11 protein-coding genes are annotated in these 13,581 nt (G+C 61.7%); 5 read left to right on the top strand and 6 right to left on the bottom strand.

The window, feature by feature from the left end; all coding sequences use genetic code 11:
* Nucleotides 1-75 precede the first annotated feature (75 nt).
* Entirely contained in the window at nt 76-2,187 is a 2,112-nt protein-coding gene (locus J3R75_RS16230) for an alpha-amylase family protein (protein ID WP_307263736.1), read from the bottom strand.
* A 518-nt stretch (nt 2,188-2,705) separates the two neighbouring features.
* Between J3R75_RS16230 and J3R75_RS16225 the strand changes: the two genes are divergently transcribed.
* The 5 genes from J3R75_RS16225 (at nt 2,706) to J3R75_RS16205 (ending at nt 8,289) form a co-directional block, all read left to right on the top strand.
* Nucleotides 2,706-4,175 carry an ASKHA domain-containing protein gene (locus J3R75_RS16225; RefSeq protein WP_307263734.1) on the top strand — a complete coding sequence of 490 codons (1,470 nt, stop codon included), beginning with the start codon at nt 2,706-2,708 and terminating at the stop codon, nt 4,173-4,175.
* Nucleotides 4,176-4,656: 481 nt separating this feature from the next.
* A complete protein-coding gene (locus tag J3R75_RS16220) occupies nt 4,657-4,812 on the top strand; it encodes a small basic protein (protein ID WP_307263732.1) in 156 nt (51 codons plus the stop codon).
* 175 nt (nt 4,813-4,987) lie between these two features.
* Nucleotides 4,988-5,863 (top strand): Fe-S cluster assembly protein NifU, encoded by an 876-nt coding sequence (nifU, locus tag J3R75_RS16215; protein ID WP_307263730.1) that lies wholly within the window; start codon nt 4,988-4,990, stop codon nt 5,861-5,863.
* Nucleotides 5,864-5,892: 29 nt separating this feature from the next.
* A complete protein-coding gene (nifS, locus tag J3R75_RS16210) occupies nt 5,893-7,062 on the top strand; it encodes a cysteine desulfurase NifS (protein WP_307263727.1) in 1,170 nt (389 codons plus the stop codon).
* A gap of 336 nt (nt 7,063-7,398) precedes the next feature.
* Entirely contained in the window at nt 7,399-8,289 is an 891-nt protein-coding gene (locus J3R75_RS16205; RefSeq protein ID WP_307263724.1) for a 50S ribosomal protein L11 methyltransferase, read from the top strand.
* A 309-nt stretch (nt 8,290-8,598) separates the two neighbouring features.
* On the opposite strand, the gene J3R75_RS16200 is transcribed toward J3R75_RS16205, so the two are convergent.
* The 5 genes from J3R75_RS16200 to J3R75_RS16180 form a co-directional block, all read right to left on the bottom strand.
* The gene (locus J3R75_RS16200) at nt 8,599-8,988 is read right to left on the bottom strand and encodes a type II toxin-antitoxin system death-on-curing family toxin (protein WP_307263721.1); all 390 of its coding nucleotides are present in this window, start codon (nt 8,986-8,988) and stop codon (nt 8,599-8,601) included.
* A complete protein-coding gene (locus tag J3R75_RS16195; protein WP_307263718.1) occupies nt 8,985-9,212 on the bottom strand; it encodes an AbrB/MazE/SpoVT family DNA-binding domain-containing protein in 228 nt (75 codons plus the stop codon). The genes J3R75_RS16200 and J3R75_RS16195 overlap by 4 nt, the downstream gene beginning before the upstream one ends.
* Before the next feature lie 482 nt (nt 9,213-9,694).
* Nucleotides 9,695-11,521, bottom strand: a complete 1,827-nt coding sequence (locus J3R75_RS16190) for an acetylxylan esterase (RefSeq protein ID WP_307263715.1) — start codon at nt 11,519-11,521, stop codon at nt 9,695-9,697.
* A gap of 95 nt (nt 11,522-11,616) precedes the next feature.
* Nucleotides 11,617-12,393 (bottom strand): sugar phosphate isomerase/epimerase family protein, encoded by a 777-nt coding sequence (locus J3R75_RS16185; RefSeq protein WP_307263711.1) that lies wholly within the window; start codon nt 12,391-12,393, stop codon nt 11,617-11,619.
* Between the two features lie 113 nt (nt 12,394-12,506).
* The gene (locus J3R75_RS16180) at nt 12,507-13,580 is read right to left on the bottom strand and encodes a class I mannose-6-phosphate isomerase (RefSeq protein ID WP_307263708.1); all 1,074 of its coding nucleotides are present in this window, start codon (nt 13,578-13,580) and stop codon (nt 12,507-12,509) included.
* Nucleotide 13,581 lies beyond the last annotated feature (1 nt).

The raw sequence follows: 13,581 nt of genomic DNA, 5'->3' as shown, positions 1-13,581 counted from the left end.
ACTCCTTCCTCGTCCGTACTCATTTCATTACAACCAAGCAGCGTTACGATTAGAATTAGCCAGGCGTACCCGGTCTTATTTGATCACCACCACACCGTGAATGCGTACGCTGTCGATCTCCACCGTCACGGTGCCGTCTTCGCCCTCCTCGTGGCAGCCGCAGTCGCAATCGTCGTCATGCTCCTCCTCGCAGCCGCAATCACAGCTGTGCTGGTGACCATGGTCCTTCTTCGGCTCGGAAGTCCACTCCCACAGCATCTCGCTGTCGTCTTCAAAATGCCACGCGACGCTCTCGGGGCGCCACCCCATGCGTACGGTCAGCTTCAGCGGTCCAACGGCCGGTATTTCGTCCACCATGCCATTATTGGGCTGATTCGGGATGCCCGACGAACGGTTGATGAAATGGAACTGCAGCGCGTCGTTCTTGAAACGCAAGGCGACATCCACCGCCAGTGGCGCCTCAATGGACACTACCGGATCCGGATACAACCGCCGCATCAGTTCCTGCACGAACTGCCGCGTCAGCGGATAGCGATTGTGCTCAAAGTCGCGGAAAATATCCGCCGCCACAAACATCACCCGGCCATACCCCACTCGCGTCGTCACCGCCGCCGGCGTTGCCAGCAGCCGTTCGTCGCACAATGGCGTCGTGCCCAGCCGGCCAATGCCGCGGCCTTTCTTGCCCACCTGCAACAACCCCCACGGTTCGCTGTGCAACGGCACGCTGGCCTCGCCCTTGTTCACTGGCAGATGATAGGTCGCTTTGTCTTCCATGCTCAGGCCGTCCAAGCCCAGGAAAGACATCCCAAAACGCTCGGCCATGCCCGCACCCGTCAGGAACAACAGCCCGCCGCCACGAACATAGCGTTTCAGCGCCTCGACCATCTCGTCTGACAGCCGCAACTGCTCCGGAACCACTACCACCGGGAAGGCATCCAGCGTCTGCAGCAGCGCCCACTCGTCCATAATGTCCACGCCATAATGGCACTCCGACAGCGCGAATACCGCGCCACGAACCGGATTGGCGTCGTAGCCATGCATGAGATTCTTGCCCGTCGGCCGCGAGTAATAATGCGCCTCCGAATGCAGTACCGCGACCTGCGGCAAGCCCAGCGTGCCCTGGCACAGACGCCGGCGCTTGGATATAAATTTTCCCACTTCGCGCATGCGCTTCAGCCGCCACGGCACCAGCTGGCCCGTGCGTACGCCCGGACTCTCGTAGATCTGCACATTGCCACCCGTGGCCATGAGCATCGCGGCCTCCTGCGCCAACATGTCCACCGGCTTCATCGTCCAGGGCGAATTCGGCTGCCCCATGCCGTGCGAGCAACTGAACGCCCACAGCATGATGTCCCAGGGCTTGCCGCGATTGCACAGCCAGCGCGCCTCGCAACGGCTGCCGTCGAGTCCCCACACCCAGCTGTTGTCGCCACTGATCCAATCCGTGGCAACGTCGTCCGGACAGCCCGGATTCCTAAAGGTCTGCAGCCAATTCGAACATACCAGCACTTCCGGACGATGCTCGTGTACCGCCGTCACATAGCGGGAAACGTATTCCTTGAAGCTGTCCAGCGTAAACTGCTGCCACTCGGGCCAGTGCGGATCGTCCATGCTCGTTGGCGCTTCCGCCAGGCCGCTGCGCTCCCGGAAAGCCGCCAGGCAGAGCGGACAATAGCAAGGCTCGGCCGCCCACAACTCGCCGTCCACCCAAAAACCGTCAACCTCATAGCGGTCAATCAGCTCTTTCATCTGCGGAATCAACAGCTTATCCAGATAGGGCCCGCGCGGGCACATCTTCTCAGAAGGTTTCGCCGGATCCGAGCCGGGCGCCGGCACCACGGCCCATTCGGGGTGCTTCTGCGACGCCGCGCGATCCCAGATGCCCGAGTAATGGCAATGCAGCGGCATCTTCAGCTGCCGCGTCGCCTCGCGCCACTGCCTAAGCGCGTCCTTGACCACGCCCGGCGACGTCGTGCCGTCAGGCACCGTCGTCGGCCAGCTGGTCATGCCGGGATGGCCCTTGCAGTCCGTCTGGACAAAATCCGGCCGCAGCAATTTCAGCGCCGGCACCAGCTCGTTCAGGCCGCAGCGCGTGCCCAATTCCGTGTCGTTGTCACTGGCATGCAGATCATAATGCAGCCCAAAGTAATACCGGTTGCCGTGCCATCTGCCATTTTCAAAACTCATACTGCCCACCTGGCTTTTTTTGTGCTCAACTATTCCGCGCTGCGCGCAGCCTCCCGACCACCTCGCCTTACCGTACCGCCAAAGACGTATTTGACAACAGCCCCCTTGGGATTGATTTTAGGTAGAAGTCATCCGAAAACTATATTTGCCTGCCGGAAGCGTGCTTTCCGTCTTTCTCTAGCCAAAAATAGCCATGACTTCTGCGAAAACAGCGGTGAAAAGCCCGGTCCGAACTCTCAGCTGCTGACGCTCAGTGCGTTGCGGCAAACGCAAAGCGTTTGCCGCAACGCACTGAGCCAAAAAGGGATAGGTGGGGGAGCGCGAGGGGGAGGAAAGGGCCAATGGGCCGCAGACCTGCACCGCAGGTGCAGGGATAGTCGAATAGCCGCGAAGCGGCGGCCCGAGCGAAGCAAAGGGTATTTTCCTCCCCCTCGCAAAACCCAACTAGGCTTTTCGGACAGGCTCTAGGCGTCGCCCGCTCTCCGACACTCACCCCAGCCCCAGGTATTTCCCCACCTATGAAAATCGCCATCAGCCGTTGCGGCCAGTCTTTGACCCAAGCCGTCACTCTGCCCAAACCATACAGCTGGGACCTACGCTGCGCCGGCCGCGGCACCTGTGGCCGCTGCCGCATCACCCTCCTCGCCGGGCGCTACCTCGTTGCCGGCAAAGAACTCTGCGTCACCGCGCCCACCAGCGCCCTGGCCTGCCAGACCACCCTGCTCAGCACCGAGGGCCTCATCGACGTTCCCCCTCGCGCCATGTGCGTCCCCAATGGCCAGATACACGCCCTCTGGGACGGCCCGCCACTGCTCAAGCGCGACGAATGCGTCGTCGCCGTCGATCTCGGCACCACCACTGTCGCCGCCGTTAAAATCCGCAATGGCGAGGTCCTTGCGTCGGCCTCCTGCTACAACCAGCAAAGCCGTTTTGGCGACAATGTGATCAGCCGCATTAGCCAGGCCGCGACTCCCGCCACTCTCGCCGCCATGCAACAGGCCGCAGTTACCTCCATCAACGACCTGCTCGCCGAACTGGTCGCTGACGACGCCCAGCGCCTCGCCATCGCCGGCAACACCGTCATGACCACCCTCCTCTGGGGCATCGACCCCGCGCCCATCGGCGTCATGCCATTCACACCGCCACTCCGCGTCTTCCCTCAGCGCCGCGCCGACGAGCTCGGCATCGCCCTCCCCGGCGCCACGCCCGTCCTGGCCCTGCCCGCCATCGCCGGCTACGTCGGCGGCGATCTCACCGCCGGCATCCACGAATGCCAGCTGGCGCCCTTCGAAATGCTCATCGACATTGGCACCAACTGCGAAATCGTCCTCCGCACCAACGACGGGCTCTTCTGCACCGCCGCCGCCGCCGGCCCAGCCTTCGAAGGCGCCGCCATCCCCAGCGGCTCCCGGGCCGTCGCCGGCGCCATCGACCACGTCCAGCCCGACTGGTCTTACAGCGTCATTGGCGGCGGCGCCCCCAACGGCCTCTGCGGCTCCGCCATGGTCGATGTTCTCTACGCGGGCCGCCATGCCGGCTGGCTTAATGCCTGCGGACGACTGCAGGCCGATGTCCTCGGTAAACGCTACCGTCGCGACGGCAACCTGCAACTAGTCGCTATCGCCCCCGGCGTGGCGCTCTCCGAAGCCGACATCGAACAGCTCCTCAAAGCCAAAGCCGCCGTCTACGCCGGCATCCTGTCCCTCCTGGAGTACTGCCACTGCCCCGTCGAGCAGCTGCAACGCATCATCCTCGCCGGCGGTTTCGCCCGCTATCTTGATCTCGATCACGCCATCGCCATCGCCATGCTGCCCCGCGCCAAAACGCACATCGCCGGCAATACCAGCCTTGCTGGTGCCGCCCGCCTCGCCGTCAATCCCAACATCATGGACGAATTGCTAGCCATCATCGCCGAGCCCAAAGACGTGCCCCTCAACATGATCGATGGCTTCGAAAACAACTACATCGACGCCCTCTTCCTCCCCTGACCAATCCCCTCAATGGACGCGATGGACGCGATGGACGCTTTTTGTAATCGGTCACCCATTGATAATTAAGCCACAGAGCTTCTGGCTGAGTCAAACGCGCCCGTTTCCCTGGCCGCGAAGCGGCAGAAGCGCTGAAAGCGCGAAACATACCAGCCCAGGGCAAGCAGCGCTGAAAGCGCGCGCCGCCCTGGGTACAACGGCGACTACGTCCGTGTTCCTCGGCCTCTTTGGCCCCAGTCGGCGCAGCTGACTGGGGCCAAAGAGGCAATGGAACTCACTTACTTACCCGGGGTTGACGTCGCGACATGCCTGGGCGTCCGTTCTCAATGGGTGACCGATTACCGCTTTTTTCATTTTCACCAGCAGAATTCCTTTGCAATAATGGCGAAAGGCTTTACAGTATTGCTTCGATTTTTGTCTGCTTGTTGTCAGTTAAAACCCCGTGGCTCCCCGCGGGCATAGAGTGAACGGAGGAAAGACCATGTCCATTCATCCCAGTCTGAAAACCAAGGGTGCGGTCAGCGAACGCCGCAACGTCCTCAAACGCTATGAGCGCATCGACCTGCTGAAAAAAGAAGGCCGCTACAAAGATGGCGACCGCGCTTGGGGCCTGCCCAAGACCAAGCCCGAACTGTAAGAACAGCCAACGTTCTTCCGGCCGCAACCTTGTACCTTGGGGTTGCGGTCTTTTTTTTCGCGCAAAACCTCGCCCCGGGAACATAGCCGCGCGCAGTGACGACTAAGGATCTGCCATCTAGTCATTCGCATATCAACAACGTTCCTGCCGCAGGACCCCAGCCAAGGAGGCAATCATGTGGGACTATACTGAAAAAGTCATGGATTATTTTCTGCACCCCCGCAATATAGGCGAAATTGCCGATGCCGAGGGCATTGGCGAAGTCGGCAACATCGTCTGCGGCGACGCTATGAAACTCTACGTCAAACTCGCCGACGATAAAAAGACCATCGCCGACGTCAAATTCCAGACCTTCGGCTGCGCATCGGCCATTGCCAGCTCGTCCGCACTCACCGAAATGCTCAAGGGCAAGACGCTCGCCGATGCCGCCAAGCTCACCAACCAGGACATCGCCGACTTCCTCGGCGAACTCCCCGAAGAAAAAATGCACTGCTCCGTCATGGGCATGGAGGCCTTCCAGGCCGCGCTGATCGACATGCACAAGAAACACCCGGACTGGAACGTGCCAGTCGTCATCGAAGAAGAAGGCGAAAACCGCATTGTCTGCCAGTGTTTCAGCGTCACCGAGGCGCGCATCCGCGAGGCCATCAAGACCAACCACCTCACCACCGTCGAACAAGTCACCCACTACACCAAGGCCGGCGGGGGCTGCGGCGGCTGCAAACCCGATATCCAGGAAATCCTTGACGATATCAACGGCAACAAGAAAAAGAGCAGCGACGACAGCGCGGCCGCCCGCCCCCCGTCCCAGCTCACCAACCTGCAGAAGATCGCCCTCATCCAATCCACCTTCGATGACATCATCCGGCCCGGCCTGAAAGCCGATGGCGGCGACGCCCAACTCATCGACATTGACGGCAACAACGTAATGGTGAAGCTAGCCGGCCGTTGCGCCAGCTGCCCGTCGGCCATCCAAACCCTTAAACACTGGGTCGAAGCCAAGCTCCGTGAAAAAGTCTCCGGAGCCCTGAACGTCGTTGAAGTGAAATAAGGCCCAGCCAGCAGTCAAAGGCGCCCGCCATGAATGAGCAGGATATCATCTACGTCGATAACAATGCCACCACCGCCATCGCCCCGGAAGTCTTCGCGGCGATGGAGCCCTTTTTGACCACGTGGTACGGCAATCCCTCCAGCCCCCACCCCTTCGGTAGCCGCTGCGCCAAAGTCATGGTCCAGTCCCGCAAAGCCGTCGCCGAACTCATCGGCGCCGAGCCCGAAGAGATCATCTTCACCAGCTGCGGCACCGAGTCCGACAACGCCGCCATCATGAGCGCCCTGGAAACCCAAAAGGGCCGCCGCAAAATTGTCACCTGCGCCGTCGAACACCCCGCCGTCCTCAGCACTTGCCATTTCCTGCAGAAACAGGGCATCCACGTGGACTTCCTCTCAGTGGACCACCAGGGCCGCATCAACCTCGACGAGGCCCGCGCCGTCATTGACGACGACACCGCCCTCGTCACCGTCATGTGGGCCAACAACGAAATCGGCAATCTCTACCCCGTCGAAGAACTCGCCGCCATCGCCCACGAACACGGCGCGCTGTTCCACACGGACGCCGTCCAGGCCGTCGGCAAGATTCCCATTAATCTGCGCCAGAGCCAGATTGACTTCCTGTCCCTCAGCGGCCACAAGCTCCACGCGCCCAAGGGCGTCGGCGTTCTCTACCGGCGTCGTTTCACGCCATTCCTGCCCTACCTCATCGGCGGACACCAGGAACACGGCCAGCGCGCCGGCACGGAAAACGTCGCCAGCATCGCCGCCCTTGGCAAAGCCGCCGAACTAGCCATGGAACACCTCCGCGACGAACAATCCACGGTCAAAGCCCTGCGCGACCGCTTGGAACAGGGCCTACTCGCCAGCTGCATGGACCCCGTCGTCAACGGCGATCCCGAACACCGCTTGCCCAACACCAGCAGCATCTGCTTCAAATACATCGAGGGCGAAGCCATCCTCCTGCGTATGTACCAGGCCGCGCACATCTGCGCATCCTCGGGCTCGGCCTGCACCTCCGGCTCCCTGGAGCCTTCCCATGTCCTGCGCGCCATGGGCCTGGACTACCAGTCCCTCCACGGCTCCATCCGTTTCAGCTTTTCACGCTATAACACCCAAGACGAAGTCGACACCATCATCCGCGTCGTGCCACCCATCATCAGTGCCCTCCGCGACCTGTCGCCCTTCGGACGAAAATAAACAGCTTCGCCAGCCAACACTCCCAAGCCGCGAAGCAACAACCGCGAAGCAACTACTGTAGACCTGCGCCGCGAAGCGGCAGAAGCGCTGAAAGCGCGAAACATACCAGCCCAGGGCAAGCGCGCTGAAGGCGCGCGCCGCCCTGGGTACAACGCCAAATATGCCCGTGTTCCTCGGCCCCTTTGGTCCCCGTCGGCGAAGCTGACGGAGACCAAAGGGGCAATGGAACTCGCTTTTCTTGCTTGCTATGTTACACACTATCAGCGTGTTCATGTTACGCTATACATGAAATAATCGTAGGTCTCCAAAGTACCTATCCTCAGAAAGGCCCCCGCCGTGGAATGCATCCATGTCGTCGTCATTGAATCCGCTGCCGCGGACGTGCCCATGATCGAAGAAGCCCTTGCCGCCGCCGACTTCGTCGTCTCTTCCTACAGCAGCCGCGAAACCGGCCGCGCCAGCACCTACGTCATGGCCGATGACGACAACGACGCCAACGACAAACTCAAACGCGTCAGTGACGCGCTCATTCCCTGGCAGGACGCCTTCACGGGCCCCAGCGCCGTCAAAACCGCCTGCATGCAGCAGGAAGACTGGTCGGAAAGCTGGAAAAAGCACTTCCACAGCTTCCGCGCCTCCGCGCGCCTGGTTGTCAAACCCAGCTGGGAAGACGTCGAACCACAGGCCGGCGACATCATTCTCTCGCTTGATCCCGGCATGTGCTTCGGCACCGGCTACCACGGCACCACCAAAGCCTGCCTGCAATTCCTCGACGACCTCGAAGCCCAGCAAGGCCCGCGCTCTTTCCTCGACGCCGGCTGCGGCTCGGGCATCCTCTCCCTCGGTGCGCGCCTCCTCGGCTACGAGCCCGTCTATGCCTTCGACAACGACCCGCAGGCCGTCGACACCGCCTATGACAACCTCGCTCTCGCCGGCGTCCATGACGTCGCCATCCACTGCGCCGAACTCGGCGCCTACCAGCCGCCACAACCATGCCAGGTCGTCGCCGCCAACATCCTCGCCGTCGTCCTCCTCAAATACGCCGAAGATGTCTGCAAACTCGTCGACCGCAAACACGGCGATGGCTACCTCATCCTCTCCGGCATCCTCACCGAACAGTACCCCGAAGTTCTCCAGCGCTACCAGGCACTCGGCGCCCGCGAACTCAAACGCACCACCATCGACGAATGGACCAGCGGCTGCTTCGCACTACCCCAGCAGAAATAACCCGACCAGCTCTCGCAAAAAGACCATCGCTCAGACCGATCAGTAATCCGATCCGTCCGCGATAAAAGACCGTCGATCAGACCGATCAGATCGACGATCCGCCAAGTTCGGCCCGGAGGGCCGGACCATGCATAACCCCGGGTGAGGCGCCCGGAGGGCGCCGCAACCCGGGGTAGGACAACACCTTGGCATTGCGCCCGGAGGGCGCCACATTGGCCGGGCACCTCGCGTCCAACTGCCCCAGAGAGAGTTGTTTGCCTGCCGCAGTCATACGACTCCGGAAACAGGCGTTGGATACCCAGTGCCCACTCAGTGCGCGTGCCCTTTCAGAAAAACGGCTATCTCCGGCTTTTTCATCCCGCCGCTGGCGACCGCGAGAACCACCTCGGTGAGTTCGTCGTTACTCGCCGCAAAGTCCACACCGTTGAGATCAAGAAAGATCAACGCGGCCATGGCACCAACGCGCTTGTTGCCATCAACAAAGGGATGATTGGCAACCAAGTGGTAGAGATATGCAGCCGCCATCTCGAAGATGTCCGTATGCAGATACTGACCACCATACGTCGCCGGCGGCATGGCCAACGCCGATTTGAGCAACTCGACATCGCGAATCCCCAACGCACCGCCGAAGTGCCCAATCTGATACGCGTGCATCGCCATGACGTCCGCAAAAGTCAGAAATTCCAGCTCGCCATTCACTTGGCCAGTTCCTCAAAAGTGCCGGCGTATTTTTTCCCGACCTTTTCCAGCGAAGCGCGAAAACGCTCCGCCCGGGCGGCATCCCTGACCGGTGTCAAAATCAGCGCATTGCCATCAGTCGTCACCTCGAAGGGCGTGTCAATGCCCGCGCCAAGAAGCTCCAAAATGGGCCGCTCAATCACCAGCGCGAGGCTGTTGCCGTGACGGGTGAGGGTCTTGAACATAAATACCTCCTGGTTGTTGTATCATTGTTGCAACAACAATATAACAACAGTTTTCCAGCACGCTCCCCACTAGCTCGAGGTCATCCGAAAACTATATTTGCCTGCCGTAAGCGTGCTTTCCGTCTTTCTTTAGCCATAAAATAGCCATGACTTCAGCGAAAACAGCGGTAAAAAGCCCAGTCCGAACCCTCAGCTGCTGACGCTCAGCGTCTTGCGGCAAACGCGAAGCGATTGCCGCAAGGCGCTGAGCCGAAAAGGGATAGGTGGGGGAGCGCGAGGGGGAGGAAAGGGCCAATGGGCCGCAGACCTGCACCGCAGGTGCAGGGATAGTCTGATAGCCGCGCAGCGGCGGCCCGAGCGAAGCGAAGGGTATTTTCCTCCCCCTCGCAAAACCCAACTATGCTTTTCGGACAGGCACTAGCTCTCTGAAATCGGCGCCAATCTGCGCAATCTGCGGATAGAAAAAACTCCTGGTAATCCCGTCACCGCCAGTCGGCGTGGTCGATGGCGCCGAAGAGCATGGCCGACTGCGGCAGCGCCGGCAGATCACTGAGCACGGCCTCGGCCCAGCTTTCCGGCTGGTCTATCAACTCGCAAGCCACGACGCACTCCGCGAACATGGCGGCCAATTGCGCCGGCACGCAGCCCTGCCCGCGCGCAACCAGCCGCACCCGCGCACCACCCCGGCCGAGCAACGCCAGCGCGCCGAGAATGTCCCGCACCTTCCCCCCCAGGTAGGGCCGGTCAAGCATCATCCCCAAGGCCGCGTAGTTGTAATCAAAGCCGTTGCTGCGGAAAAAATTCTCCCGTGGGCGATCCTGATAGCAGCCCGCCGGCGTGAGTTCGCCGACACCGCGCAGGTCCAGACCCCACAGCGGTCCATCGTCGGGCATCGCGGCCATCTCGTCCTTGGCATCCACATGCGGAATGTACAGCGTGATATCGCCCTGCTCTTCCGGCAGATGATAGAACACGCTGCGGTCCCGCCGCAGCAGTAGCGCCATGACCCGCTCCGGCTCAGTCTCAAGACCAAAGCGCGAAAAGGCCCACCCGCCCAAGCGCGTCTCGCGCAACACGCGATAGGCCGGCGCCATCACGGGCAGCTCCAGCCGCAAGGCGTCGCGGAAATATGTCTGCCGCTCGTCAGCGCTGAGCGAGGGCCGCAGCGCAATACGCCGGCGGGCGTCCTCGGCGAACAGCTCGCGCGCCACTCGCGGCGCCGTCTCAGCACAGCATAACTCGTCAGGCGTCGATACCGGAATGTCCGCCGGCTCCTGCCGCATTTCCGGCAAGCCCGCGTGGCGGGTGACAAAGCTGTACAGCGCCTCGCGCAGATTTACGCAAAGCGTGTGATGGCTCGGCCCGATCACCAGCTCAACGGCACCTGGCGCGCCCAGCATGTCGTAAATGTGCGCGACGTCCTCGTAGGCCTCACGAGTACCGCGCGCATCAAAGAAGTCGTTTTTCTGGCCCATAATCAGCGTCGGCCGCGGCGCCTGGGCGATCAGGAAGTCGGCGATTTCGAGTCCGGCCGCCAGCGCTCCAGGCGGCATCTGCTCATTGTCAGTGGGCCGTTCATTGCTGACATTACGCAGCCAGCTGGTGATATAGCAACTCGGTGCCAGCATGCTGATACGATCATCCAGAGCGCCAACAAAAGTCGTCGCCGTGCCGCCGCCAGAAGTGCCGGTGACCGCAATGCGGGTCGCGTCCACCTCGGGCCGCGACAGCAACAGGTCGATCGCGCGAATACCATCCCACGCCATCCAGCTGCCCAGCCAGTCGCCGAGGGGTATCAGCTGCCTGCCGATGATGGAATGCTCGTCCCAGCAAGCGCCCTCGAAACCCGGTACCCGCAGAAATTGCCGACGGTCGCCCTGGCCAATCGGATCAATCACCAGCGCGACACAGCCCGCCAGGGCCAGTCCCCGCGCTGCCTGCTGGTAAATCGGCCCGGCTTTGCCCTCCGCCGTGTGGCCGCACTGCTCAAGAACGGCCGGCGCCGGCGCCGACAGCCCATCCGGCACATAGAGATTGGCCGTCACCGCAAAGCCCGGCCGGCTGTAATAGCGCAGCTTCTCCATCCGAAAGCCGTCAAAACGCAACTCGCCCAAGGTCTCCACCGCCAAGGGGCATTTTTCCGCCGGCAGACGAAACAGCGGCCGTATCTTCTCCCGGACCTGCCGCACATAGGCCAAGGCGTCAGCAGCGTTCCGCACAGCCCGCAGGCGCTCCTGCCGTTCGCGGTAATTCAGTCGCAGCTGCTCCAGATAAAAGTCCTGCACCGCCTGCCCAAATGTCGCTTCCATGATCATCTCCCAAGCCAAAACAACAGCGGCCGGCACCACACCGGCCGCATGGACTCAACTGTAGTTCCTGCTGACTAGTCTGCCAAGCAGATACCTCATCCAGCGGCCGTCCATGCCTGTTGCAGCGTTTCCTGCGCGGCCTTGGCGTTGTCTGCCGTCAGGGGGAATGTCGCCTCAATGGACATGCTGTGGTCATAGCCGGCCTGACGTAAAATCCGCATAAAGGGCACGTAATCGCAAGCGACGGTACCGGGTATTTCGCGGCTCTTGCCGGAGACATGACTGTGCCGCAGCAGGTCGGCATTCCAGCACAGCGACAGCACATCGTGGTCGGTCTTGTGGAAGTGATAAAAGTCCACCAGCAGGGCCATGCCCGGCCGATTGATTTTGCGCACCATGGCCGCGCTGGCGGCGATGGTCGTGAAGGTGTTGGTGCATTCGGCATGCAGGGGCTCGATCACAAATTGCACGCCGCGGTCCTCGGCCGGGCCAACAATCGCCAGCAAGTAATCTTCCAGCTGCCGCGCCGCCACCGCGTGATCAAAGCCCTCCGGGATGGTGCGCGATTTATTCGAGCCGAAGACCAGCTTGCGGATACCCGCCGCCGCCGCCCGGTCAAGCAGGCGTTCCATGTACGACACATTGGCAGCCATATCGACGCCATCCCCGACCAATTGCACCGTCGCCGGCAATATCGCCGCCATGGCCAGTACCGGCAACGGCGCGCCCTTGATCCGCCGCAGATTCTCCCGCCAGGTCTCTTCCGGAATGCTCAGAGCCAAATTGCCTGCCGCAAAAATTTCGAGGTAATCGAAGCCGGCGGCGGCAACGATTTCAGCATTCTTGATGGACGTACCCACACCGAATTTCATGATCAGCTCCCCAGTTGGTTGTGTTCTCCGTTGCGAGGCCAATTGCGGCCCGCAGAGATCATTATGCATGCTCATCTTCCCGTCGCCGGCGACCTTCGCCAGCGGCGGCCCGGTCAGTTTTCTTGGCTGGCCGCGCATTGCGGGCCAGCAAATTCGATCAGTGTCATGGCCATATCGGGCAGCAGCTGGACCTCGCCGGCCGATGCCGCCACGAAGAACTGGTCGCCCTTGCAGGCAGTCTGCCGTTCGCCGTCGGCGGCGATCACGCCTTGGCCCGACAGCACAAACAGCCCGCGGAAAGCCCCGGTAGCCGGCAGCGTACGCGCCTGCTCGCAGTCGTGGATCGTCATGGCGAAACAGCCCGATTGCTCGTGGCTGATCAGCGTGTCGCCCTGGCGTTCCACGCGCCAGTGCCGCAGTAGCTCGTCACGCGACACGCCGTCGTAGTGGAAACAATCGAACATCCGCGTGAAGCCCAGGCCCTGGTGGCAGCTCTCGTCAGGCACGACCATGCCCGACGGCGTGGTCCGCTCGGTGCGGATCGTGAAATCTGTGGGCTCCTGGACCTCCAGCAGGAAGCACCCCGCGCCAATCGCATGGGGAATGCCGCCCGGAATCAGATAGGTTTCGCCGGCGCGGACATCCAGCCGATGCAGACAGTCGAGCATGGCTGGAATGTCCTGCGCCGCGAAAACCCCTTCCCATCGGGCGCGAGTAACGCCCGGTTTGAAACCAAAATAGATGCAAGGGCGCTCGCCGTTAATGTCGCGCCCGCCGAGGATATGCCAGCATTCGGTCTTGCCGAAAGGCGAGTTGAACAACGCGGCGGCCGTCGCGCGATCCGGATGGACTTGGATGGTCAGGCGTTCCGCTGCGTCAATGATCTTGAGCAGCACGCCCGGCGATGCACCCCAGCGCCGAACATGCACATCGCCCAGCAACCGCGCCGGCTCGGCGGCCAGCAAGTCCCGCAACGACACGCCCGGATCGTCCTTGAGCATACTCAGGCCCTCGGGCGGGTCCGTTGCCGGCCGCCCGGCATTGCGCGCCGGCACCACCGAGGCAATCCATTCTTCCGGATAATGCCCGTCACGCACGCCATCTTCACCAAAGAACGCGCCGATCATGGCGCCACCGAGGTAACTTCGCCAAGCCTTTGCGCGTTGCAGTGGATAGATGTTTTTCATG

The sequence above is a fragment of the Oligosphaera ethanolica genome (assembly GCF_030814695.1).
Classification (GTDB): domain Bacteria; phylum Verrucomicrobiota; class Lentisphaeria; order Oligosphaerales; family Oligosphaeraceae; genus Oligosphaera; species Oligosphaera ethanolica.
The sequence above is the reverse complement of the archived record's forward strand: the minus strand, read 5'-3'. Positions and strand labels throughout refer to the sequence as shown.

Bases quoted from the DNA above. Each gene is read 5' to 3' on its own strand.
- J3R75_RS16230 (WP_307263736.1), bottom strand. From the start codon at position 2,187: ATGAGTTTTGAAAATGGCAGATGGCACGGCAACCGGTATTACTTTGGG.
- J3R75_RS16195 (WP_307263718.1), bottom strand. From the start codon at position 9,212: ATGTTCAAGACCCTCACCCGTCACGGCAACAGCCTCGCGCTGGTGATT.
- J3R75_RS16225 (WP_307263734.1), top strand. From the start codon at position 2,706: ATGAAAATCGCCATCAGCCGTTGCGGCCAGTCTTTGACCCAAGCCGTC.
- nifS (WP_307263727.1), top strand. From the start codon at position 5,893: ATGAATGAGCAGGATATCATCTACGTCGATAACAATGCCACCACCGCC.
- nifU (WP_307263730.1), top strand. From the start codon at position 4,988: ATGTGGGACTATACTGAAAAAGTCATGGATTATTTTCTGCACCCCCGC.
- J3R75_RS16220 (WP_307263732.1), top strand. From the start codon at position 4,657: ATGTCCATTCATCCCAGTCTGAAAACCAAGGGTGCGGTCAGCGAACGC.
- J3R75_RS16185 (WP_307263711.1), bottom strand. From the start codon at position 12,393: ATGAAATTCGGTGTGGGTACGTCCATCAAGAATGCTGAAATCGTTGCC.
- J3R75_RS16180 (WP_307263708.1), bottom strand. From the start codon at position 13,580: ATGAAAAACATCTATCCACTGCAACGCGCAAAGGCTTGGCGAAGTTAC.
- J3R75_RS16190 (WP_307263715.1), bottom strand. From the start codon at position 11,521: ATGGAAGCGACATTTGGGCAGGCGGTGCAGGACTTTTATCTGGAGCAG.